We start from the raw sequence: 19,674 nt of genomic DNA on the forward strand, positions 1-19,674 counted from the left end.
AGTCTTTTCCCAGCGACAGTTCGGGCCGTTATCAAACTTGACGCGTGCGAAGCGTGAAATCGAAGACAGGGGGGCTTATCCATGTTGCGTTGGCTTTCAAACTTGATTGCCCACAATGCCGCAACGCCGGAGAAGCAGGCTCAACGCGCGCTGGGCGAATTGCGCATGGCACTCTTCCAGGCCGAACAGCGGGTTCTGGATGCGCAATTGCAGGCCGAGTATTACCGCACGCGAATTGCGTTTTGCGAAGAAGTGCTGAAGGCCGGCATCGAACAGGTGTCGGACGTGCGCAAAGGGCAACGTGAAGCGGTCACGCACGACTTGCGTCCGAACCTGAAGCTCACCACTTCGCAATAGGCAGGCGCGGGCAGGACGCCGCCGATCCGGCGAGCGAATCTTATGAATCCAATACTCGGCATGCCGAATTATCTGGTTCGCCGGGTCAACGTCGACGACAAGCGGAAAACGTGCGCCCATCCGGTCTTTCCGGTAGTCGGCAGAAGACCCAACGCACCGCTAGACGCGCGGTAGATCGTCGATGGATTTTTCGACGTTACCGTCCGGCACTTCCAGATCGATTCCATCGATTCCGTTGGGATGCGGCACCGGCTTGATCTTTGGGCCAAGAAATCGCATGCCGCCCAGCGTAAATACGGAATAAACCACGGCGCCCGAGCGGATGTCGTTGGTGACGGCCGCCACCTCGGAGATGGTGGGTGCCGAGAGCCAATTGTGCGTCTGGGGGTCGATCAGCGCCCAGCGCACGTGTGTGACCCGGTCGGTCGAGGAACTGATGCGTACACCGTCGATACCATAGGTAGCCATAGCCGTCACCCTGGAGGCGAGAACCCTAATGGTAATCCGTTCGCAGCGCGGGTGGTAGCACGCTGGAGGCCTTCCAGCCGACCGCGCTCACCACACCGCCTGGCTCGTGATTGCAAACTGCCTGAACTGGGTATCGACGCGCAAAGGCGCGCCGCGCTCCGTCTTCTCGATATGATCGACGAGCGGCAGCCCCACGCCTTCGAGCCAGTCGGAGAGGCCCAGATCGACGGGCGTATCGATGCGCACGAACATGCCCGCGTTGGAGGCGAGCCAATGGCTGATCAGCGCCTTGGCGCGGCATGCATCCGGCGAGTCGGGGGCGATCACGGGGCCGATCACGTGCCCGTCGCCAAAGCGGCGAAAGAGTGCGAAGCCGATCAGGTCGCCGTCGCGGTCGAGCGCGATGCCGTTCGCCTGGTCGAGCAGTTTCGGCAGCATGTCCGAGCGGTCGAGTCCGCTTGCGCTCGTAGCCAGCTCGATGAGGCGGGGGCGGTCGCTCGCGCCGATCGGGCGCAGCCGCTCGCCCGCGGGCAGCGAGACGAGCGGCGGCTGAAACGCCGCGCCCTGGTGCTGATGAATGCGGCCGATGCGCCTAAAGCCGAGCCGCTCGACGAGCGGCCAGCCCGCGTCGCTTGCGTGGAGCAGCAAGGTGCGCGAGGCGAGCGCCTGCATCCAGTGCTCGATCAGGGCACGGCCAATGCCGCGGCGCTGATGACTGGGCTTGACGATCAGCATGCCGAGCGTCGCCGCGTTGGGACCGAACAACCACGAGAAAGCCGTGCCGACGAGCGAGCCGCCTTCGTCCACGGCCACGATGCCTTCGCCGATGCGGGCGGCGAAACGCCAGTCTTCGGGACGGTGCCGCCAGCGCACCGCCGTCGACAACGCATGCGCGGCGGGCAGATCGTCGGCAGTAAATGCGCGGTAGGTAATGACGCTCTTCAGGGTTGGGTCGGACACGCCGGCCTCCAGATTCTGTATACGCGTTCCGTGACTATCGCATTGCCCGCCGTGGCTGACTAGGACGATCTTCCTGTTCTGGGCGCGCCGTGGGTGCGCGCCCGTGATGCAATGCAAAACGCGGGGTTGGACGGTCAATAACGCTTCGATTCTGCTGATTGCGCTTTTTTGTCGGCGAAAAATGCGGCGGCAGCGGACCTACGATATTTCCCATCGAGACCAAGTCGAGGGAACCCAGTCATGGACCAGTTCGATCCCGCCGCAGTGGCTGCCGCAATCGCGGAAAAAGCCGGCCATTTCATTGGCGGAGAGCGGGTCGCCGAGGGCGCGGCGCGCATCGGGGTCGCGCGGCCATCGGACGGCGCCGTCTACGCCTCGGCGCCGCTTGGCGACGCGCAGCTCGTGGCGCGCGCCGTCGAGAGCGCGAAGCGCGCGTTTCGCTCGAGCGGCTGGCCGCGCATGGCGCCGCGCGAGCGTGCCCGCATTCTGCGCCGCTTCGCCGACCTGATCGCCGGCGACACTGCCACGCTCGCGCCGCTCGAAGCGCTCGGCTCCACGCGCCCCGTGCGCGACGTGTGCGCGTGGGACGTGCCGTTCACCGCGGAAGGCATCCGCTTCTATGCCGAATTCGCCGACAAGATCGGCGGCGAGGTCGTGGCCACCGATCACGATCATCTGGGCATGACGATCGCCGAACCCTATGGCGTGGTCGGCGCGATCGCGCCGTGGAATTTCCCGCTCGTGATGGCATCGTGGAAGATCGGTCCGGCGCTCGCGGCGGGCAATGCCGTGGTGCTCAAGCCTTCGGAGATGACGCCGTTCTCCGTGCTGCGCCTCGCCGAACTCGCGATCGAGGCGGGCATTCCTCCGGGCATCTTCAACGTGGTGCAAGGCGACGGCGCGACGACCGGCGACGCGCTCGTGCGCCATCCGGACGTTGCGAAAGTGACGTTCACGGGATCGACGCGCGCGGGCGCCGCGATCATGGCGGCGTGCGCGCAAAGCGGCACGAAGGCGGTCACGCTGGAACTGGGCGGCAAGAGCCCGCAAATCGTGTTCGCGGACGCGCCGAAGCTCGACGAGGTCGCGCGCCGCATCGCCGGCGCGATTGCGGGCAATGCGGGGCAGGTGTGCGTGGCCGGTTCGCGGCTGCTGGTCGAGCGCGCCGTTGCGGACGAACTCGTTGCGCGCATCGGTCAGGCGTTCGCCGCGCTGCGCGCCGGCGCGACGTGGGCTGCGGGCACGACGCTGCCGCCCATCATTTCGGAAACCCAGGCCGCGCGCATCGAAGCGATTGTCGAGCGCAGCGTGGCCGAAGGCGCCACGCTGTACTGCGGTGGGCGCCGCGCGGATGCGCCCGTGCCCGGCGCGTTCTACCTGCCCACCATTCTCACCGGCGTGACGGCGCAAACCGAGGCGGTACGCGCCGAGATTTTCGGCCCGGTGCTCACGGTGCAGACCTTCGACACCGAGGAAGAAGCGCTTGCGCTCGCCTCGCATCCCGAATACGGCCTCGCCGCCGGCGTGCACACCGCGGACATCGGCCGCGCGCTGCGGCTCGTGCGCGCGCTGGAGGCGGGCACCGTGTGGGTCAACCGCTACGGACGCAGCAACGACTTCATGATCCCGACCGGCGGCTACAAACGTTCGGGCATGGGCAAGGATCTCGGGCGCCAGGGTTACGAAGCGCACCTGCGTTTCAAGAGCGTGCTGATCGATACGAGAACCTGACGACATGCTGGCTGCCAGGCTGACGAACTATGCAGGAAAACGCACGGTCATGCTGCTATGACCCGCGCGATGGCGCTGCCGCAGATTCTGCTGCTGCGGCCCCCGAAAACGCGTGGTTTATACCGTATGGGCCCCACGATTCGACGCCCACCTCAAATTTTGCGCTGTTTAAATTTTCCACAGGGACGCACTTTCACCTGTTTTCGCCACTGAGCCCGCAGCGGGTTCATCACACGAAAGGATTGCCATCATGATCGATTTCGAGCCGAAGTACATCACGTTCGACTGCTACGGCACACTGACCAGGTTCCGCATGGCCGACATGGCGCGCGAGCTATATGGCGACCGCCTCGAGGGCGCCGAGCTCGAGAAGTTCGTCGCGTTTTTCGCGGGCTATCGCCGCGACGAGGTGCTCGGCGCATGGAAGCCGTACCGCGACGTGGTCGTCAATTCGGTGCGCCGCGCCTGCAAGCGCATGAACGTCGAATTCATCGAGGCCGAAGCCGAAAAGTTCTATACCGCCGTGCCGACCTGGGGCCCGCACCCGGACGTGCCGGAAGGCCTCTCGCGCCTCGCGAAGAAGTACAAGCTCGTGATTCTCTCGAACGCCTCGGACGACCAGATCCAGAGCAATGTCGACAAGCTCGGCGCGCCGTTCCATCGCGTGTTCACGGCGCAGCAGGCGCAGTCGTACAAGCCGCGCATGCAGGGCTTCGAGTACATGTTCGACCAGTTGAACTGCAACCCCGGCGACGTGCTGCACGTTTCGTCGAGCCTGCGCTACGACCTGATGACGGCGCACGACATGGGCATCAAGCACAAGGCCTTCGTCCAGCGCGGCCACGAGCCGGGCACGCCGTACTACGAGTACTACGAAGTCAAGACGATCGGCGAACTCGCTTCGCAACTGGGTCTGTGACAACAGCGATAGCCGAGGCCGCCCGATGAAGCTCGACTCCTACTGGCTCGACACCGCCCCTGGCGGTCTGCTCGCAAGCGAGGGACCGGTGGAGGGCCGCGTGGACGTCGCCGTGGTTGGCGGTGGTTTCACGGGGCTTTCCGCGGCGCTCGCGTTGGGCCGCCGCGGCGCGAGCGTCGCCGTGCTGGACGCGGGCCGCATGGGCGGCGGCGCGTCGGGGCGCAACGGCGGGCAGTGCAATACCGGCGTGGCGCAGGATTATGCGGCGCTGCGCGGGCAACTGGGTGTCGAGCGCGCGCAGGGTTGCTACCGCGCTTATGCGGCGGCCGTCGATACCGTAGAGCGGCTGATTCGCGAAGAGGGCATCGACTGCGACTACCTCGCCTCGGGCAAGCTCAAGCTCGCGGCGAAGCCGCATCACCTCGAACACCTCGAACGCACGGCCGAGCTGATTCGCCGCGAAGTCGATCCGGACATCGAGATCATCGGCCGTGAACAGATCCGCAACGAGGTGGAATCGGACAGCTTCCATGGCGGACTGCTTCAGAAGCACGGCGGCCAGATGCACATGGGCCGCTTCGCGGTTGGGCTCGCGAACGCCGCGGTACGGCGCGGCGCACGGCTTTACGAGCGCGCCGCCGTGACGTCCATCGCGAAAGAGAGCGGCGGCTATCGCGTGGAGTCGTCCCGCGGAACGTTGCGCGCGCAACAGGTATTGATCGCCACGGGTCCTTCGCGGCATGGGCCGTTCGCGTGGTACCGGCGGCGTCTTGCGCCGGTCGGCTCGTTCATCGTCGTGACGGAACCGTTGCCGCCCGTGCAGCTCATGCAGCTTTTGCCCCACCGCCGCTCGTACACGACGAGCCGCCTCATGCACAACTATTTTCGCGTGACGCCGGATTCGCGCCTGCTGTTCGGCGGCCGGGCGCGCTTCACGGCGTCGGAGCAGCCGTCCGACGCCAGGAGCGGCCGCATCCTGCAGCGCAATCTCGCGCAGCTCTTTCCGGCGCTCGCGAGCGTGCGGATCGATTACTGCTGGGGCGGGCTCGTCGATATCACCGCGGACCGCTTGCCGCGCGCGGGCCAGCACGAAGGCGTGTGGTTCTCGATGGGCTACAGCGGACACGGCACGCAGATGTCGACGCACATGGGCCAGGTGATGGCCGAGGTGATGAACGGCAACCCGTGCGCGAACCCGTGGCGCGATTTTGCGTGGCCCGCCATTCCGGGGCACACGGGCAAACCGTGGTTTTTGCCGCTCGTCGGCGCGTACTACCAGATCAAAGACGTTTTTTACTGACTTTGGCTTTTCCACTGCTTTTTCTACAACACACAGCCTCGATACGTCGGGCTGCGGCCCCCCACATCAGACGCGGAGAAGTTTCATGAGCACCGACAAATCGCTTGAAGACATCGCTCACCCGGGCGTGCGGCTCGATGCATTGACGAAGCGCGGCGCCTCGCGCCGCGACCTCCTTCGCGCAATGGTCGCGGGGGGCATGATGTCGATGACGGGTGCGGGCCTGCTCGCCGCGAGCGGCGCGGCCTTCGCGCAGGAAAAGCCGAAGCAGGGCGGCAAGATCCGCGTGGCGACGCAGTCGTCGTCCACATCCGACACGCTCGATCCCGCGAAAGAGTCGGTGTCCACCGACTATGTGCGCGCGAACATGCTGTACAACGGCCTGACCGAGTACGACTCGCACCTCGGCGCGCAAATGGCGCTCGCGCAGTCGCTCGAAACGAAGGACGCGACGGTGTGGGTCGCGAAGCTGCGCAGCGGCGTGCAGTTCCACGACGGCAAGACGCTCGCGCCCGCCGACGTGGTGTACTCGCTCATGCGCCACAAGGACGCCGCGGTGGGCTCGAAGGTCAAGACGCTCGCCGACCAGTTCCAGGACGTGAAGGCCACGGGCCCGGACGAAGTGACGATCACGCTCTCGGGGGCGAACGCCGACCTGCCCGTGATCCTCGCCGACTCGCACTTCATGATCATCAAGGACGGCACGAACGACTTCAAGACGGCCGTGGGCACCGGCCCGTTCAAGCTCAAGGAGTTCTCGCCGGGCGTGCGCACGGTCGTCGTGCGCAACGAGCGCTACTGGAAGCCGGGCCTCCCGCATCTGGACGAGATCGAACTGGTCGGCATCGGCGACGAATCGGCGCGTGTCAATGCGCTGCTCTCGGGCGACGTGCAGCTCATCAACCAGGTGAGCCCGCGCTCGACCTCGCGCATCAAGGGCACGCCGGGCTTCGCGGTCAAGGAGACGAAGACCGGCCAGTACACCGACCTCATCATGCGCGACGAAGGCGGCATCACGGGTAACGCCGATTTCCGCCGCGGCATGATGCACCTGTTCGACCGCGAGCAGATCCGCAACGCCGTGTTCCTCGGCTATGGCGCAATCGGCAACGACCAGCCTATCGATCCGACCAACAAGTATTACTTTGCCGGCCTGCCGGAGCGCACCTTCGATCCGCAGAAGGCGAAGTTCTACTTCCAGAAGGCAAAGCTCGGCAGTACGCCGCTGCAGGTCTACGCCTCGCCGGCCGCGGACGGCTCCGTCGAAATGGCGATGCTGCTGCAGCAGGTCGCGCCGCAGGCGGGCCTGAACCTTCAGGTCGTGCGCACGCCCAGCGACGGCTACTGGTCGAACCACTGGATGAAGCACCCGCTGACTTTCGGCAACATCAACGCGCGCCCGAGCGCCGACGTGATCTTCACGCAGTTCTTCAAGTCGGATGCGCCGTGGAACGAAGCGAACTGGAAGGACCCGAAGTTCGACCAGATGCTGCTGGCCGCGCGCGGCGAGCCGGACGAGGCGAAGCGCAAGAAGATCTACGGCGACATGCAGGTGCTCGTGCATAGCGACGGCGGCATCGGCATTCCGCTGTTCCTCAGCTCGCTTGACGCGCACACGACGAAACTCAAGGGCCTCGGCTCGATTCCGATTGCGGGCCTCATGGGCTTCAAGTTCGCCGAGAACGTCTGGCTCGATGCGTAAGTGCCAGGTGTGATGTTTTGCGGCCGGTGCCCGCCTCGATGCGCGCCCGGTCACCGATTCCCCGCTTCATGATGCTCAGGGAGGCGACATCCGATGAAAGCTCACGCGCAACGTCTCATTGCCGCGCGTCTCGGTCTCGCGCTGCTCACGTTGCTGATCGTCTCGGCGATCGTGTTCGGCCTCACGGGCCTGTTGCCCGGCGACGCCGCGCAGCAGGCCCTCGGCCAGGCGGCCACGCCTGAGCAGGTGGCCGCGCTGCGTCACCAGTTCGGCCTCGACCAGCCCGCGCTCACGCGTTATGTCCACTGGCTCCTGCAGGCCGTGACCGGCAACTTCGGCACGTCGGTGTCGAACAACCAGCCGGTGAGCGAGCTGATCGCCACGCGCCTGCCGAATTCGCTCGTGCTGGCGGGGCTCACCACGCTCGTTTCGGTGCCGCTCGCGCTCGCCATCGGCATCTTTTCCGCTGTGTTCCGCGGCTCGCTGCTCGATCGCGCGCTCAACGTGCTCACGCTTTCCGCCGTGGCGGTGCCCGAATTTCTGGTCGCCACCATCGCGGTGCTGATTTTCGCGGTGAAGCTGCGCTGGCTGCCCGCGCTCTCGTACCTCTCGGAGGTGGACTCGTTCGGCACGCTCCTGCGCATCTACGCGATGCCCGTCATGACGCTGTGCTGCGTGATCGTCGCGCAGATGGCGCGCATGACGCGCGCGGCCGTGCTCGACCAGCTGGGCGCGCCGTATGTGGAAATGGCGCGCCTGAAAGGCGCCTCGCCCGCTCGCATCGTGCTTCGCCATGTGCTGCCGAACACAATTGGCCCGATCGCCAATGCCGTCGCGCTGAGCCTCTCGTATCTTTTTGGCGGCGTGGTGATCGTGGAGTCGATCTTCAACTATCCGGGCCTCGCGAGCCTGATGGTCGACGCCGTGACGAACCGCGATCTGCCGCTCGTGCAGGGCTGTGTGATGGTGTTCTGCGCCGCGTATCTGGTGCTCGTGCTGATCGCGGACCTGTGTCAAATCGTATCCAACCCGAGGCTGCGTCAACGATGAACCGACCCGCCACATCCCATGCCGCGACCGTGCTCTACGCGACGAGCGAGAGCGAGGAACGGTCCGCCGACGACGTCGTCAAGGACGTGCCGGGCGACGTTCCCACGCCGCCGCGCTCGCCGCTGCGCCGCATCGCCGGGCGTCTTTCGGTGCTCGGCCTGATCGGCCTTGCGATTGTCGTGTTCTGGCTCGGCGTGGCCTTCATCGGGCCGCTCGTCGCGCCGTACAAGGGCGGCGCCATCACCTCCACGGAGATCTTCGGCTCGTATAGCGCGGCGCATCTGCTCGGCACCGACTTCCTCGGCCGCGACATGCTGAGCCGCGTGCTCTACGGCACCCAGTACACCGTGGGCCTCGCGCTGGCCGCCACGCTGCTCGCAAGCGGTATCGGCACATGCTTCGGACTGCTTGCGGCGGTCGCGCCGCGCTGGATCGACGAGGTGCTGAGCCGCCTGTTCGACGCGCTGATCTCCATTCCGAGCAAGGTGCTCGCGCTCGTCGTGATCGCGGCGTTCGGCTCGTCGGTGCCGATGCTCATCACCGTCGCGGCGCTCGCCTATATTCCGGGCGCGTTCCGTATTTCGCGCTCGCTGGCCGTGAACCTGATGACGCTCGAATACGTGCAGGTCGCGAGAGCGCGTGGCGAAGGCCTCTTCTATATCGCCCGCGTGGAAGTGCTGCCGAACATGATCCACCCCATGCTCGCCGACTTCGGCCTGCGCTTCGTCTTCATCGTGCTGCTGCTGTCCGGCCTCTCGTTCCTCGGCCTGGGCGTGCAGCCGCCGGAGGCGGACTGGGGCTCGCTCGTGCGCGAGAACATCGGCGGCCTCGCGGAAGGCGCGCCCGCCGTGCTGATGCCGGCCGTCGCCATCGCGACGCTGACCGTGGGCGTGAACCTGCTGATCGACAGCCTGCGCCGTCACGGCGGCCGCGCGCATGGAGGCGGAAAATGAACATGATCGAAGTGACGGGCCTGCGTGTGGTCGCGGGCGCGGCGCCCGATCCGGTCGTCGAGATCGTCAAGGGCGTCGACTTCACGGTGAAGCAAGGCGAAGTGCTCGCGCTGATCGGCGAGTCGGGGTCGGGCAAGACCACTATCGCGCTCTCGCTGCTCGGCCATGCGCGCGACGGCTGCGCCATTGCGGGCGGCAGCGTGAAGATCGGCGGCACCGATATGCTCGCGCTCGACGAACGCGGCCGCCGCGCGCTGCGCGCGCGCACCGTGGCTTATGTGGCGCAGAGCGCCTCGGCAGGCTTCAACCCGGCGCGCACGATCATGGATCAGGTGACCGAACCCGCGCTGCTGCACAAGCTCATGTCGCCCTCGGCGGCGCGCGAGAAGGCAGTGAGCCTGTTCCGTGCGCTCGCGCTGCCTTCGCCCGAAACGATCGGTGCGCGCTACCCGCATCAGGTATCCGGCGGCCAGTTGCAGCGGCTGATGGCGGCGATGGCGCTCATCACCGACCCCGCCGTGGTCGTGTTCGACGAGCCCACCACGGCGCTCGACGTGACCACGCAGATCGAAGTGCTGGCAGCTTTCCGCAAGGTCGTCAAGGAGCTGGGCACGACGGCCGTGTACGTGTCGCACGATCTTGCGGTTGTTGCGCAGATGGCCGATCGCATCGTCGTCCTGAACAATGGCGCGGTGCGCGAGAACGGCGCGACGCTGCAGGTGCTCGACGCCCCCGCCGACGACTACACGCGCGCGCTGCTGGCCGCGCGCCGCCACCCCGACCCCGGTCCGCCCGCTGTACCGCCTGCCGCCGAAGTGCCGCTGCTCGAAGTGCGCGGCCTGACCGCGGGCTATGGCCGGGTCGATGCGAACGGTGTGCCCGCCGTGCGCGTGCTCGAGGACGTGAGCCTGCGCATCCCGCGCGGCAGCGCGCTGGGCGTGATCGGCGAATCGGGCTCGGGCAAGACGACGCTCGCGCGCGTGGTGGCTGGGCTCGTCGAGCGCGCGCGCGGCGAGGTGCTGCTCGACGGCGTGCCGCTGCCCGCGACGCTTTCGGCGCGCACGCCCGACCAGTACCGGCGCATCCAGATCGTGTTCCAGAACGCCGACACGGCGCTCAACCCGAGCCACACGATTGCCGATATCCTCGCGCGGCCCTTGTGCTTCTATCACGGCCTGCGCGGCGCGCGGGCGCAAACGCGCATGCTCGAACTGCTGGATCTCGTGAAGCTGCCCGCATCGATTGCGAAGCGTCAGCCGGGCGGCCTCTCGGGCGGCCAGAAGCAGCGGGTGAACCTGGCCCGCGCCCTTGCGGCCGAGCCTGCGCTCATTCTGTGCGACGAGGTGACGTCGGCGCTCGATACCGTCGTCGGCGCGGCGATTCTCGAGCTGCTCGCCGAATTGCGGCGCGAGCTGGGCGTCTCGTACATGTTCATCAGCCACGATATTTCGACGGTGCGCGCGATCTGCGACGACGTCGTCGTGCTGTACGGCGGCCAGTGCGTCGAGGCGGGCCAGCGCGACGTGCTGGAGGCGCCGCCTTATCACCCGTACACGGGTCTGCTCGTCGATTCGGTGCCGGCCCTGCAGCCGGGATGGCTCGATGCACGGCGTGCCGTGGCGGGCGCGGCGCTGCCGCCGCTCGGGGCGTCGGCCGAGGTGCGCGAGCTGTGCGCGTTCCGGGCGCGTTGCCCGGTGCGTATCGATGGCGCGTGCAATGTTTCGGCACCCGCGATGAAGCGTTTGCCCAGCGGCGCGCAGATTCTTTGCCATCACACGACGGCGGAACTGGAGCGCCTGCAGACTGCACAGGCCGCGCAAGTCGCGCAGGCAACGCAATCCATCGGGAGGGCCGCTGCATGAGTGCGCGCTTCGTGAGAGTGGCGGAAGCGGGCCGTCCGACCTTCGAGATCGAGATCGACGGCCGCGTGGCGCAGGCCGCCGAGGGCGACACGCTGATGGTCGCGCTGCTCGCCACGCAGGACGCGCTGCGCGACTGCGAGTTCGACGACGGGCGCCGCGCCGGTTTTTGCCTGATGGGCGCGTGCCAGGACTGCTGGGTGTGGACCGCGCAGGGCGAGCGGCTGCGCGCCTGCACGACGCCCGCGGCACCGGGCATGTCGATCGTCACGCGCAACGTGCTTGCCGGGGAGGGCGTATGGCCGCGCGCGCAGAGCTGAAGGTCGTCGTGATCGGCGCGGGACCGGCGGGCGTGCGCGCGGCGCAGACGCTGGTCGCGGCGGGCCTGCGCCCCGTTGTCGTCGATGAGGGGCGGCGCGACGGCGGGCAGATTTATCGGCGTCAGCCCGAAGGCTTCAAGCGCAGCTACGAAACGCTCTATGGCACCGAGGCCGAACGCGCGGCGTCGCTGCATCGCGACTTCGACACGCTGCGCTCGCAGATCGACTATCTGCCCGACACGCTCGTCTGGAACGTCGGGCCGAAGTCCGTGCATCTCGCGAGCGGCGCGCGCTACCGCGAACTTGCCTTCGATGCGCTGATCGTCTGCAGCGGCGCCACCGACCGGCTCATGCCGGTGCCGGGCTGGCATCTGGCGGGCGCCTACAGCCTGGGCGGCGCGCAGGTCGCGCTGAAGTCGCAGGGCTGCGCCATCGGCGCACGCACCGTCATGATGGGCACCGGCCCGCTGCTTTACCTCGTCGCCGCGCAGTATGTGAAAGCGGGCGCGACGGTGAGCGCGGTGCTCGATACGTCCACGCTCGGCCAGCGCATGCGCGCGTTACCCGATTTGCTGCAGGTGCCCGCCACGCTGCGCAAGGGCGTGGCGCTCCTGCGCACGCTGCGCCGCGCGGGCGTGCCGATGCATCGCGGCGTGACGCCGCTTGCGATCGAAGGCTCGCCCGGGCACGGCGTGACGGCGGTGCGCGTGAAACTCGCGAACGGCGGCGAAGCGCGCGTGGCGTGCGACGCCGTCGCGCTCGGCTATCACTTGCGCTCCGAGACGCAGATCGCGGATCTCGCGGGTTGTACGTTCCATTTCGATCCGGCCGCGCGGCAATGGCTGCCCGAGGTCGATCAGGACGGCCGCAGCAGCGTGGCAGGCGTTTATCTGGCCGGGGACGGCACACGCGTGCGCGGCGCCGACGCGGCCGAGCGCGCGGGCCGTCTCGCCGCGCTGGCGGCATTGCAGGATGCGGGCGCGGTCTCGTCGAACGGCGCACTCGCCGAAGCGGCAAGGCTGCGGGTTGAACTCGCACGTTTCACGCGCTTCGCACGAGGCTTGCGCAATGCGTTTCCCTGGCCCGCGCGTTTCGCGGCGACGCTGCCCGACGACACCGTCGTGTGCCGCTGCGAAGCCGTCACGGCGGGCGAATTGCGCCGCGTGGTGCGCGAGACGGGCGCTACGGAAGCCAATCGTGCGAAGGCATTTTCACGCGTAGGGATGGGGCGCTGCCAGGGCCGCTTCTGCGCGCACGCGGGGGCCGAAGTCATCGCCGCCGAGGCGCGCGTGCCGCTGGAAGCCGTGGGCCGGCTGCGCGGCCAGGCGCCGGTCAAGCCGCTGACGATGGCGCTGAGCGCCGCGGGCAATGGTATCGACGAAACACAGGGCGGTATGGCGCCTGCCGCGCAAACGCAGTTCGGCGCATGCCGCGCAAAGGAGTTCAGCGAATGACGGATCGCGCCGATGTGATCGTGATTGGAGGCGGCATCATCGGGACGTCCACGGCGTTCTTCCTGAGCCGCCGCAAGCGCTCAGTGATCCTGATCGAACGCGGGCTCACAGGCCAGCAGGCGAGCGGCGTGAATTTCGGCGGCGTGCGCCGCCAGGGCCGCGCGCTCGTGCAGCTCGCCATGTCCAATCGCGCGCTCGATATCTGGTATCGCGCGCAGTCGCTGCTCGGCGAAGACGTGGAGTTTCTGCCTTCGGGCCACACGCGCGTGTGCTACCACGCGCACGACGCCGAATACTTCCATCGCTACGCCGAGCAGGCGCGCGGGTACGGGCTCGATCTCGAAGTGCTCGAAGGCGCGGCGATGTTCAGGCGCTTCCCGTTCCTTGGCCGCGAAGTGCTGGCCGCTTCCATCTCGCTGCGCGACGGCCACGCCAATCCGCGTCTGGCCGCGCCGGCCTTCGGCCGCGCCGCCGCGCGGCACGGCGCGCATCTCGTGGAGAACACCGAGATCGTGCGCGTGGAAAAGGAGGCGGGCGGCTTTCGCGTGGAGAGCGCGATGGGGCATGTGTGGCGCGCGGAGCAACTGCTGATTTGCGCCGGTGCGTGGGCGGGGGCGCTCTCCGAGCAGTTCGGCGAGCCGGTGCCGCTCGTGGCGCGCGGCCCGCAGATGGCCGTGACCGAGCCCGTGCCCTACCGCTTCATGCATTCGATGGGGGTCTACACCTCGGTCAAGGAAGAAAGCGTGTATTTCCGGCAGATTCCACGCGGCAACCTCGTACTGGGCGGCGGCCCCCCGGGTCCCGCCGACCCAGGCACGCGCCGCGCCGGCGTGCTGCCCGGCAACACCGTGCAGCAGATCGCGCAGTTCCGGCGGCTGGTTCCCGCGCTCGCACCGCTGCACGTGATCCGTGTGTGGAGCGGCGTGGAAAGCTATCTGGCGGATTCGGAGCCCGTGATCGGCCCGAGTTCGACCACGGAGGGCCTTTTCTATGCGTTCGGTTTCAGCGGTTCGGGCTTCCAGATCGGGCCGGGCGTCGGCGAAACGCTTGCGGAACTGCTCGACGCAGGCGCAACCGACATGCCGCTCGAGCCGTTTTCGATTGCGCGCTTCGGGGGCGCGGTGCCAGTTGTCGGCGCGCACACAGCGACTGCCAGCGAGGCTTGATCATGCATGATGCAAATGCATCCGTTGCCGCGCCAGTCACGCCGCTTCGCGACGCGCTGGCGTATATCGACGCGAATTTCGACAAGTCCGTGAGCCTCGCCGAACTGGCCGAGGTGTCGGCGCTCAGCGTCTCGCGGTTCGCTACCGTGTTTCGCCAGCAAGTCGGCCTTTCGCCGTACAAGTACCTGTGCGAAGTGCGCGTGCGCCGCGCGCAACTATTGCTGCTTGCGGGCGTGCCAGGCGCCGTGGTCGCGACGCAGGTCGGCTTCTTCGACCAAAGCCATCTGGCGCGCCACTTCAAACGTTTTTGCGGCGTGACGCCCAGCGCCTTCCTGCAGCAGGCGAGGGCGCTCGAAGCGGCTTGAGCGCCGGCTCGCCTGTGTCACGCGTCACAAAATGACGTAGACCTTGCGCATCGTTTCGTCGACTTCCCAGGTGCCTTCCGTGTTCGCCGCGAAGAAGAGCGTGTCGCCGCCGCGAAAATGCACGGTCGGCTCGCCGTCGGGCGTGAAGCGTCCGCTGCCGCTCAGGATGTGCATGACTTCCGCTTCTTTCACCGAGCGGCGGTAAGTGCCGCTCGTGCATTCGAAAAGCCCGGTGTCGATGGATTCCGTGCCCGGAATGACCTTCTGCACGCCCGAAACGCGTATCGCCTGCGAGCCGGGTGCGCCCGCCGTGCCCCAGTCTTCGAGCGCCTGCACGTCGACGCTTTGCGTGATCTGCTGAACTTTCATCATTCGTTCGTCAGGCTAAGTAAATGGAGGGGGGCTTCAGCGCTTCTGAACGATGCGCTGCTCGATCTTGCCGAGCCGCACCACGGTCACGCCGGGGCGCAACTGGCGCAGCGAAGGCATCACGAGAATGCAGTCGTCGTAGGGCGTGACGACCGGTTCGCCGTCGGACCAGCCGATCACGGCGCCCGCCTTGGGGAACACTTCGAGGCCCGTGTACTCGCCCGCGAACCGGAAGTCCATGCTCTTCGCCACCACGGGCTCGGTCACGCGCACGACGCGCATTTCCGGCGGCAGCGGTTGCAGCCAGTCCGCGGGCAGATCCGCTTCGTCCACGACACCCGAAAGCAGCAGGAAGCGCGCGGTGACATCGCGCGCCACGGTCACGGCGCTCGCTTCCCAATGCTGCCCACACTCGATCAGGAGCGCGTTCTTCGCGCTCGCCGCGTCGCCGAAACCTTCGTAATCGCGCATGCGGCGGCCTTCCGGGTGGCCCTCGTCGCAGATGACGGTGGCCGGCGCGCCAAGCCGCGCGGAGAGTTCGACACCCTTGGCGAGCGGTCCCGCGACGATCAGCGGCATGCACTTCTCATGCATCGAATGCAGATCGAGCAGCAGATCGACCTGGTCGATCACGGGCCGCATCGCGCGGGCGCGGCGCAGTTCGCTCGATTCGCGCGTGAGGTCGTCCAGCGCCTGCGCCGTCCACACGCGGTTGAAGTCCTGATCGACGAAACGCGCGGCGTCGGGGCGCGCAGGGTCGAAGCGGCTGTACGCCTCCACGTTCGCGAACGCGAGCGTGAGCTTGCCGCGCCTCGGCCGCAGCCGCGCGCGCAGCAATGCATCGACGACGATTGCGCCGCACACCTCGTTGCCGTGCGTGAGCGCGTTGATCATCACATGCGGGCCGGGCACTCCCGAATCGAACGTATGCACATAGGGGATGCCTGTCTCGCTGCGCTCGTGCGCGGCGATGTCGGGGAACGCGACTTCGATCGGATAGGCGCTCATGCAAGCCCTCCCTGGCAGAGGTATTTGATGGAGAGATAGTCGTCGAGCCCGTACTTCGAGCCTTCCCGGCCATAGCCCGATTCCTTCACGCCGCCAAAGGGCGCCGCCTCGCTGGCGAGCGCGCCCTCGTTGATGCCGACGATACCCGCTTCGAGTTGCCGCGCGACGCGGTCGATGCGGCGCACGTCCTGGCTGTAGAAGTACGCGGCGAGGCCATACGGCGTGTCGTTTGCGGCGCGGATCGCCTCGGCTTCGTCGTCGAAGCGGAACAGCGGCACGACGGGGCCGAAGGTTTCTTCGCAGCTTAGCTGCATGTCGGGCGTGGCGTCGGCGAGCACGGTGGGCGCGTACCAGTTCGGGCCGAGTTCGGCGAGGCGCTTGCCGCCCGTGAGCACGCGTGCGCCGCGGCTCACGGCGTCGTCCACGTGGCGCGCGATCTTCTCGACCGCGCGCGCGTTGATCATCGGGCCGATCTGCGCGGCGGGGTCGGTCGCGGGCGCGACTTTCAGGGCGGCCACGCGCGTGGCGAGCTTGTCGGCGAAGCGCTCGAATACGCCCGATTGCACGTATACGCGATTCGGACACACGCAGGTTTGGCCGCCGTTGCGGAATTTCGCGGCCATCAGGCCGTCTACGGCGGCGTCGAGGTCGGCGTCGTCGAACACGATGAACGGCGCGTTGCCGCCCAACTCGAGCGAGAGCTTCTTCAGCGTGCCCGCCGATTCTCTCGCGAGGTGCTTGCCCACGGGCGTCGAACCGGTGAAGGTGATCTTGCGCACGCGGCTATCGGCGAGCCAGTCGGCAACAGCGGTCACGCCGCGCTCGCGCGACGCGCAGATGAGGTTCAGCACGCCGGGTGGCACACCCGCCTCGTGCGCCAGCATGGCGAGCGCGAGCGCGGTGAGCGGCGTGTCTTCGGCGGGTTTGCCGACCACCGTGCAGCCCGCTGCCAGGGCCGGCGCGATCTTGCGGGCGATCATCGCGAGCGGGAAGTTCCAGGGCGTGATCGCCGCGACCACGCCCACCGGTTCTTTCACCGCGCTCATGCGCTTGCCGCGCTGCTGCTGCGGGATGAGGTCCCCATAGATGCGCGTGGCCTCGTCGGCGAACCAGGCGACGTAAGACGCGCCATACATGGCTTCGCCACGGCCTTCGTGCAGCGGCTTGCCTTGTTCGAGCGAGATCAGTTGACCCAGTTCGCCGGCGTTCGCGACGATCAGCGCATGCCAGCGGCGCAGCACGGCGGCGCGCTCCGCGGGGAGCGTATCGCGCCAGGCGGGGAATGCGCGGGCGGCGGCGTCGGTGGCGGCGCGGGCGTCGTTCGCATCGCTATCGGCGACCTCGGCGATCGTCTTGCCGGTTGCGGGATCGGTCACGGCGAAGCGCGTGCCGGAGGCCGCGCTCACCCATTGCCCGTCGATGAAGTTGCCGCTGCGGATCAGCGCGCTCAAGGGATAACGCGTAGTCATAGGAGTCATAGGCCGATTCCTTTCCGTCCGTGCGGAAGTCGATGGTTCGATGCGAGGAAGTGAACGCGCACGACTGGCGCGCCGAAACCGTGAGGCGCCGGCGCGAAGCGTGCGCGAGAAAATGAAGGCGTGACGCGGGAGCGCGAGGCGCGTGCCTCACGTCCGTTGCCCATGCTCAGGAATGCAGGTTCTGCGAAAACAGCGTTTCGAGCGGATAGTGCGTCTTGACGAACGCTGTCTTGATGATGACGTAGCTGAAGTATTTCTCGATGCCGATATCGCGCTCCAGCAGTCCCTCGACAATGCTTTGATAATGGCTCACGCTGCGCGCGACGAACTTGAGCAGATAGTCGTAGCCGCCGCTCGCGAGATGGCATTCGACCACCTCGTCCACCTCGCGTATCGCCTTCTCGAACTTGATGAAGTCCTCGCGGCGATGGTCGGCCAGCGTGACCTCGGTGAACACCATCTGCACGTCGCCGAGCTTTTCCAGCTGGATCTGCGCGCCGTAGCCGACGATGAACCCCGCCTTCTCCAGACGTTTCACGCGGATCAGGCAGGGGCTGGGCGACAGCCCGACTGCGTCGGCCAGTTCGACATTCGTGATGCGCCCCCGCTTCTGCAGCTGCGAGAGGATGCGCAGATCGATTCGGTCCAGCTTGCAGTCGTTGCTCATCGTGATGGGGGCCGCCCTGCATGTCGAAGTGTCGAGTGATGTTATCACGCGGCGACACGGGCGCTGACCCCATTCTTGACCTTCAGTGCCGCCCGCACCTCGGGCTGCGCGAGCACGTCGTCGAGCGTTTTTTCGAGGCGCTCGAACAGCAGGTCGAACTCGCTTTCGGTGTACGAAAGCGCGGGTGCGAAGCCGAGAATGCCGTCGCCGAACGCGCGGAATACGAGGCCGTTGCCATAGGCCGCCGCCGCGATGCGCTCGGGCAGGCCGAGCGCTGCGTCGAAGCGCTGCTTGCTCTCCTTGTCGGCCACGAGTTCGAGCGCGCCGAGCAGACCGCGGTGACGCGAGTCGCCCACGAGCGGGTGGGCGAGCAGCGTGTCGAGCCCCTGAGCGAAGCGCGGCGCGCGCGCGACGCCGTTCGCGAGCAGGCCGCCTTCGTGATAGAGGCGCATGACTTCGAGGCCGATGGCCGCGCTCACCGGGTGCGCCGAATAGGTGTGGCCGTGGCCGACCACGGCGGCGGCATCGCCATCGGCAATGCCTTGATACACGGCGTCCGACATCAGCACGGCGCCCATCGGTGCGTAGCCTGCGGTGAGGCCCTTGGCGACGGTCATCAGATCCGGCTCGACGTCTTCGGCCTGGCACGCGAAGAGCGGACCCGTGCGGCCAAAGCCCGTAATCACCTCGTCGGCGACGAACAGGATGTCGAGCTTGCGGCACGCTTCGCGCATGGCTTTCAGCCAGCCGACGGGCGGCACGATCACGCCGCCCGAGCCCTGGATCGGCTCGCAGAAAAACGCGGCGACGTTTTCGGCGCCGAGCGCGGCGACCTTCGCTTCGAGCGCGGCGACCGAAGCGGCGATGAGCGCCGCGTCGTCCGCGTGCTCGCTGCGATACGCATAAGGCGAGGGAATGTGATGCTGCGTGGCGAGCGGCAGGTCGAAGTTGCGATGGAACGCGGGCAACGCAGTCAGCCCCGCGCCGACTGCCGACGAGCCGTGATAGCCGCGCTCCTGAGCGATGACGTGCTTCTTCGCGGGACGGCCGGTTGCGTTGTAGTAGTGCGTGATGAAGCGCAGCGCCGAATCCACCGCATCCGAGCCGCCCAGCGTGAAGTACACGTGTTGCAGCGAAGCGGGCGAGCGATCCACGAGTTGCGCGGCCAGTTCGATGGCGGGCTCCGAGCCGTAGTGGAAGTAGCCGGTAGCGTAGGGCAGGCGCGCCATCTGGCGCGACGCGGCTTCGACGATGCTTTGATGGCCGTAGCCCGTGTTGACGCACCAGAGGCCGGAGAACGCGTCGAGCAGTTCGCGGCCGTCGGCGTCGCGCAGGAACACGCCCTGGGCGGATTCGAGCACGGTCACGCCGCGCGCCTCGTGCGCGCGGTAGTTCACGACGGGATGGATCAGATGTTTGCGGTCGGCTTCGATCAGTGAAAGGTTCGGCGAGCGATTCGGCATGGTTCGGTTCCCGGCTGAAAAGTCAGAGGAGTGCGGCGTCTGGGCGTTGATCTGCCATTGATGGGCCGTTGATTCACCGTTCCAT

General features: G+C 67.2%; 19 protein-coding genes. 12 read left to right on the forward strand and 7 right to left on the reverse strand.

All coding sequences use genetic code 11. The features are described from left to right. The first annotated feature begins 81 nt into the window (after window positions 1–81). Window positions 82–357 (forward strand): hypothetical protein, encoded by a 276-nt coding sequence (locus tag C7411_RS06290; protein WP_110388110.1) that lies wholly within the window; start codon window positions 82–84, stop codon window positions 355–357. A 159-nt stretch (window positions 358–516) separates the two neighbouring features. Here the strand turns inward: C7411_RS06290 and C7411_RS06295 are convergent, their stop codons facing one another. Together C7411_RS06295 and C7411_RS06300 are read right to left on the reverse strand one after the other, a co-directional pair. Further along, window positions 517–825, reverse strand: a complete 309-nt coding sequence (locus tag C7411_RS06295) for a hypothetical protein (protein WP_042269321.1) — start codon at window positions 823–825, stop codon at window positions 517–519. Window positions 826–912: 87 nt separating this feature from the next. Continuing rightward, window positions 913–1,785, reverse strand: coding sequence for a GNAT family N-acetyltransferase (locus C7411_RS06300; RefSeq protein WP_243413065.1), 873 nt, complete (start codon window positions 1,783–1,785; stop codon window positions 913–915). 240 nt (window positions 1,786–2,025) lie between these two features. Between C7411_RS06300 and C7411_RS06305 the strand changes: the two genes are divergently transcribed. From C7411_RS06305 to C7411_RS06355, 11 genes are all read left to right on the forward strand, one after another. Continuing rightward, the gene (locus C7411_RS06305) at window positions 2,026–3,516 is read left to right on the forward strand and encodes an aldehyde dehydrogenase family protein (protein WP_110388111.1); all 1,491 of its coding nucleotides are present in this window, start codon (window positions 2,026–2,028) and stop codon (window positions 3,514–3,516) included. A 250-nt stretch (window positions 3,517–3,766) separates the two neighbouring features. Then, window positions 3,767–4,435, forward strand: a complete 669-nt coding sequence (locus C7411_RS06310; protein WP_110388112.1) for a haloacid dehalogenase type II — start codon at window positions 3,767–3,769, stop codon at window positions 4,433–4,435. Window positions 4,436–4,460: 25 nt separating this feature from the next. After that, window positions 4,461–5,735 (forward strand): NAD(P)/FAD-dependent oxidoreductase, encoded by a 1,275-nt coding sequence (locus C7411_RS06315; protein ID WP_110388113.1) that lies wholly within the window; start codon window positions 4,461–4,463, stop codon window positions 5,733–5,735. Between the two features lie 85 nt (window positions 5,736–5,820). Next, complete coding sequence (locus tag C7411_RS06320) at window positions 5,821–7,437, forward strand: ABC transporter substrate-binding protein (RefSeq protein ID WP_110388114.1); 1,617 nt, start codon at window positions 5,821–5,823, stop codon at window positions 7,435–7,437. Between the two features lie 93 nt (window positions 7,438–7,530). Next, a complete protein-coding gene (locus C7411_RS06325) occupies window positions 7,531–8,487 on the forward strand; it encodes an ABC transporter permease (protein ID WP_110388115.1) in 957 nt (318 codons plus the stop codon). Continuing rightward, window positions 8,484–9,440, forward strand: coding sequence for an ABC transporter permease (locus tag C7411_RS06330; RefSeq protein WP_110388116.1), 957 nt, complete (start codon window positions 8,484–8,486; stop codon window positions 9,438–9,440). Before C7411_RS06325 ends, C7411_RS06330 begins: the two co-directional genes overlap by 4 nt. Beyond that, window positions 9,437–11,302: an ABC transporter ATP-binding protein gene (locus tag C7411_RS06335; protein ID WP_110388117.1), complete on the forward strand. Its 1,866-nt coding sequence runs from the start codon at window positions 9,437–9,439 to the stop codon at window positions 11,300–11,302. The genes C7411_RS06330 and C7411_RS06335 overlap by 4 nt, the downstream gene beginning before the upstream one ends. Beyond that, window positions 11,299–11,619 carry a (2Fe-2S)-binding protein gene (locus tag C7411_RS06340; protein ID WP_110388118.1) on the forward strand — a complete coding sequence of 107 codons (321 nt, stop codon included), beginning with the start codon at window positions 11,299–11,301 and terminating at the stop codon, window positions 11,617–11,619. The genes C7411_RS06335 and C7411_RS06340 overlap by 4 nt, the downstream gene beginning before the upstream one ends. Continuing rightward, window positions 11,598–13,073, forward strand: a complete 1,476-nt coding sequence (locus C7411_RS06345) for an FAD/NAD(P)-dependent oxidoreductase (RefSeq protein WP_110388119.1) — start codon at window positions 11,598–11,600, stop codon at window positions 13,071–13,073. Before C7411_RS06340 ends, C7411_RS06345 begins: the two co-directional genes overlap by 22 nt. Next, window positions 13,070–14,239 carry an NAD(P)/FAD-dependent oxidoreductase gene (locus tag C7411_RS06350; RefSeq protein WP_110388120.1) on the forward strand — a complete coding sequence of 390 codons (1,170 nt, stop codon included), beginning with the start codon at window positions 13,070–13,072 and terminating at the stop codon, window positions 14,237–14,239. The genes C7411_RS06345 and C7411_RS06350 overlap by 4 nt, the downstream gene beginning before the upstream one ends. Before the next feature lie 2 nt (window positions 14,240–14,241). After that, a complete protein-coding gene (locus C7411_RS06355) occupies window positions 14,242–14,604 on the forward strand; it encodes a helix-turn-helix domain-containing protein (RefSeq protein ID WP_110388121.1) in 363 nt (120 codons plus the stop codon). A 24-nt stretch (window positions 14,605–14,628) separates the two neighbouring features. Here C7411_RS06355 and C7411_RS06360 read toward each other — a convergent pair whose 3' ends face one another. The 5 genes from C7411_RS06360 to C7411_RS06380 form a co-directional block, all read right to left on the reverse strand. Then, window positions 14,629–14,973 carry a cupin domain-containing protein gene (locus C7411_RS06360; RefSeq protein ID WP_110388122.1) on the reverse strand — a complete coding sequence of 115 codons (345 nt, stop codon included), beginning with the start codon at window positions 14,971–14,973 and terminating at the stop codon, window positions 14,629–14,631. A gap of 36 nt (window positions 14,974–15,009) precedes the next feature. Next, window positions 15,010–15,981: a M14 family metallopeptidase gene (locus C7411_RS06365; RefSeq protein ID WP_110388123.1), complete on the reverse strand. Its 972-nt coding sequence runs from the start codon at window positions 15,979–15,981 to the stop codon at window positions 15,010–15,012. Further along, the gene (locus C7411_RS06370; RefSeq protein WP_110388124.1) at window positions 15,978–17,450 is read right to left on the reverse strand and encodes an NAD-dependent succinate-semialdehyde dehydrogenase; all 1,473 of its coding nucleotides are present in this window, start codon (window positions 17,448–17,450) and stop codon (window positions 15,978–15,980) included. The genes C7411_RS06365 and C7411_RS06370 overlap by 4 nt, the downstream gene beginning before the upstream one ends. A 175-nt stretch (window positions 17,451–17,625) precedes the next feature. Then, window positions 17,626–18,126, reverse strand: coding sequence for an Lrp/AsnC family transcriptional regulator (locus C7411_RS06375; RefSeq protein WP_042269347.1), 501 nt, complete (start codon window positions 18,124–18,126; stop codon window positions 17,626–17,628). Between the two features lie 44 nt (window positions 18,127–18,170). Next, complete coding sequence (locus C7411_RS06380; protein WP_110388125.1) at window positions 18,171–19,589, reverse strand: aspartate aminotransferase family protein; 1,419 nt, start codon at window positions 19,587–19,589, stop codon at window positions 18,171–18,173. Window positions 19,590–19,674 lie beyond the last annotated feature (85 nt).

The sequence above is a fragment of the Paraburkholderia silvatlantica genome (assembly GCF_003096715.1).
Classification (GTDB): Bacteria; Pseudomonadota; Gammaproteobacteria; order Burkholderiales; family Burkholderiaceae; genus Paraburkholderia; species Paraburkholderia silvatlantica.

Excerpts from the sequence above, each read along its gene's own strand:
- C7411_RS06325 (WP_110388115.1), top strand. The coding sequence starts at position 7,531 with ATGAAAGCTCACGCGCAACGTCTCATTGCCGCGCGTCTCGGTCTCGCG.
- C7411_RS06295 (WP_042269321.1), bottom strand. The coding sequence starts at position 825 with ATGGCTACCTATGGTATCGACGGTGTACGCATCAGTTCCTCGACCGAC.
- C7411_RS06350 (WP_110388120.1), top strand. The coding sequence starts at position 13,070 with ATGACGGATCGCGCCGATGTGATCGTGATTGGAGGCGGCATCATCGGG.
- C7411_RS06305 (WP_110388111.1), top strand. The coding sequence starts at position 2,026 with ATGGACCAGTTCGATCCCGCCGCAGTGGCTGCCGCAATCGCGGAAAAA.
- C7411_RS06315 (WP_110388113.1), top strand. The coding sequence starts at position 4,461 with ATGAAGCTCGACTCCTACTGGCTCGACACCGCCCCTGGCGGTCTGCTC.
- C7411_RS06360 (WP_110388122.1), bottom strand. The coding sequence starts at position 14,973 with ATGAAAGTTCAGCAGATCACGCAAAGCGTCGACGTGCAGGCGCTCGAA.
- C7411_RS06365 (WP_110388123.1), bottom strand. The coding sequence starts at position 15,981 with ATGAGCGCCTATCCGATCGAAGTCGCGTTCCCCGACATCGCCGCGCAC.
- C7411_RS06370 (WP_110388124.1), bottom strand. The coding sequence starts at position 17,450 with ATGACTACGCGTTATCCCTTGAGCGCGCTGATCCGCAGCGGCAACTTC.
- C7411_RS06355 (WP_110388121.1), top strand. The coding sequence starts at position 14,242 with ATGCATGATGCAAATGCATCCGTTGCCGCGCCAGTCACGCCGCTTCGC.
- C7411_RS06310 (WP_110388112.1), top strand. The coding sequence starts at position 3,767 with ATGATCGATTTCGAGCCGAAGTACATCACGTTCGACTGCTACGGCACA.
- C7411_RS06380 (WP_110388125.1), bottom strand. The coding sequence starts at position 19,589 with ATGCCGAATCGCTCGCCGAACCTTTCACTGATCGAAGCCGACCGCAAA.
- C7411_RS06345 (WP_110388119.1), top strand. The coding sequence starts at position 11,598 with ATGGCCGCGCGCGCAGAGCTGAAGGTCGTCGTGATCGGCGCGGGACCG.
- C7411_RS06335 (WP_110388117.1), top strand. The coding sequence starts at position 9,437 with ATGAACATGATCGAAGTGACGGGCCTGCGTGTGGTCGCGGGCGCGGCG.
- C7411_RS06320 (WP_110388114.1), top strand. The coding sequence starts at position 5,821 with ATGAGCACCGACAAATCGCTTGAAGACATCGCTCACCCGGGCGTGCGG.
- C7411_RS06340 (WP_110388118.1), top strand. The coding sequence starts at position 11,299 with ATGAGTGCGCGCTTCGTGAGAGTGGCGGAAGCGGGCCGTCCGACCTTC.
- C7411_RS06330 (WP_110388116.1), top strand. The coding sequence starts at position 8,484 with ATGAACCGACCCGCCACATCCCATGCCGCGACCGTGCTCTACGCGACG.
- C7411_RS06290 (WP_110388110.1), top strand. The coding sequence starts at position 82 with ATGTTGCGTTGGCTTTCAAACTTGATTGCCCACAATGCCGCAACGCCG.
- C7411_RS06375 (WP_042269347.1), bottom strand. The coding sequence starts at position 18,126 with ATGAGCAACGACTGCAAGCTGGACCGAATCGATCTGCGCATCCTCTCG.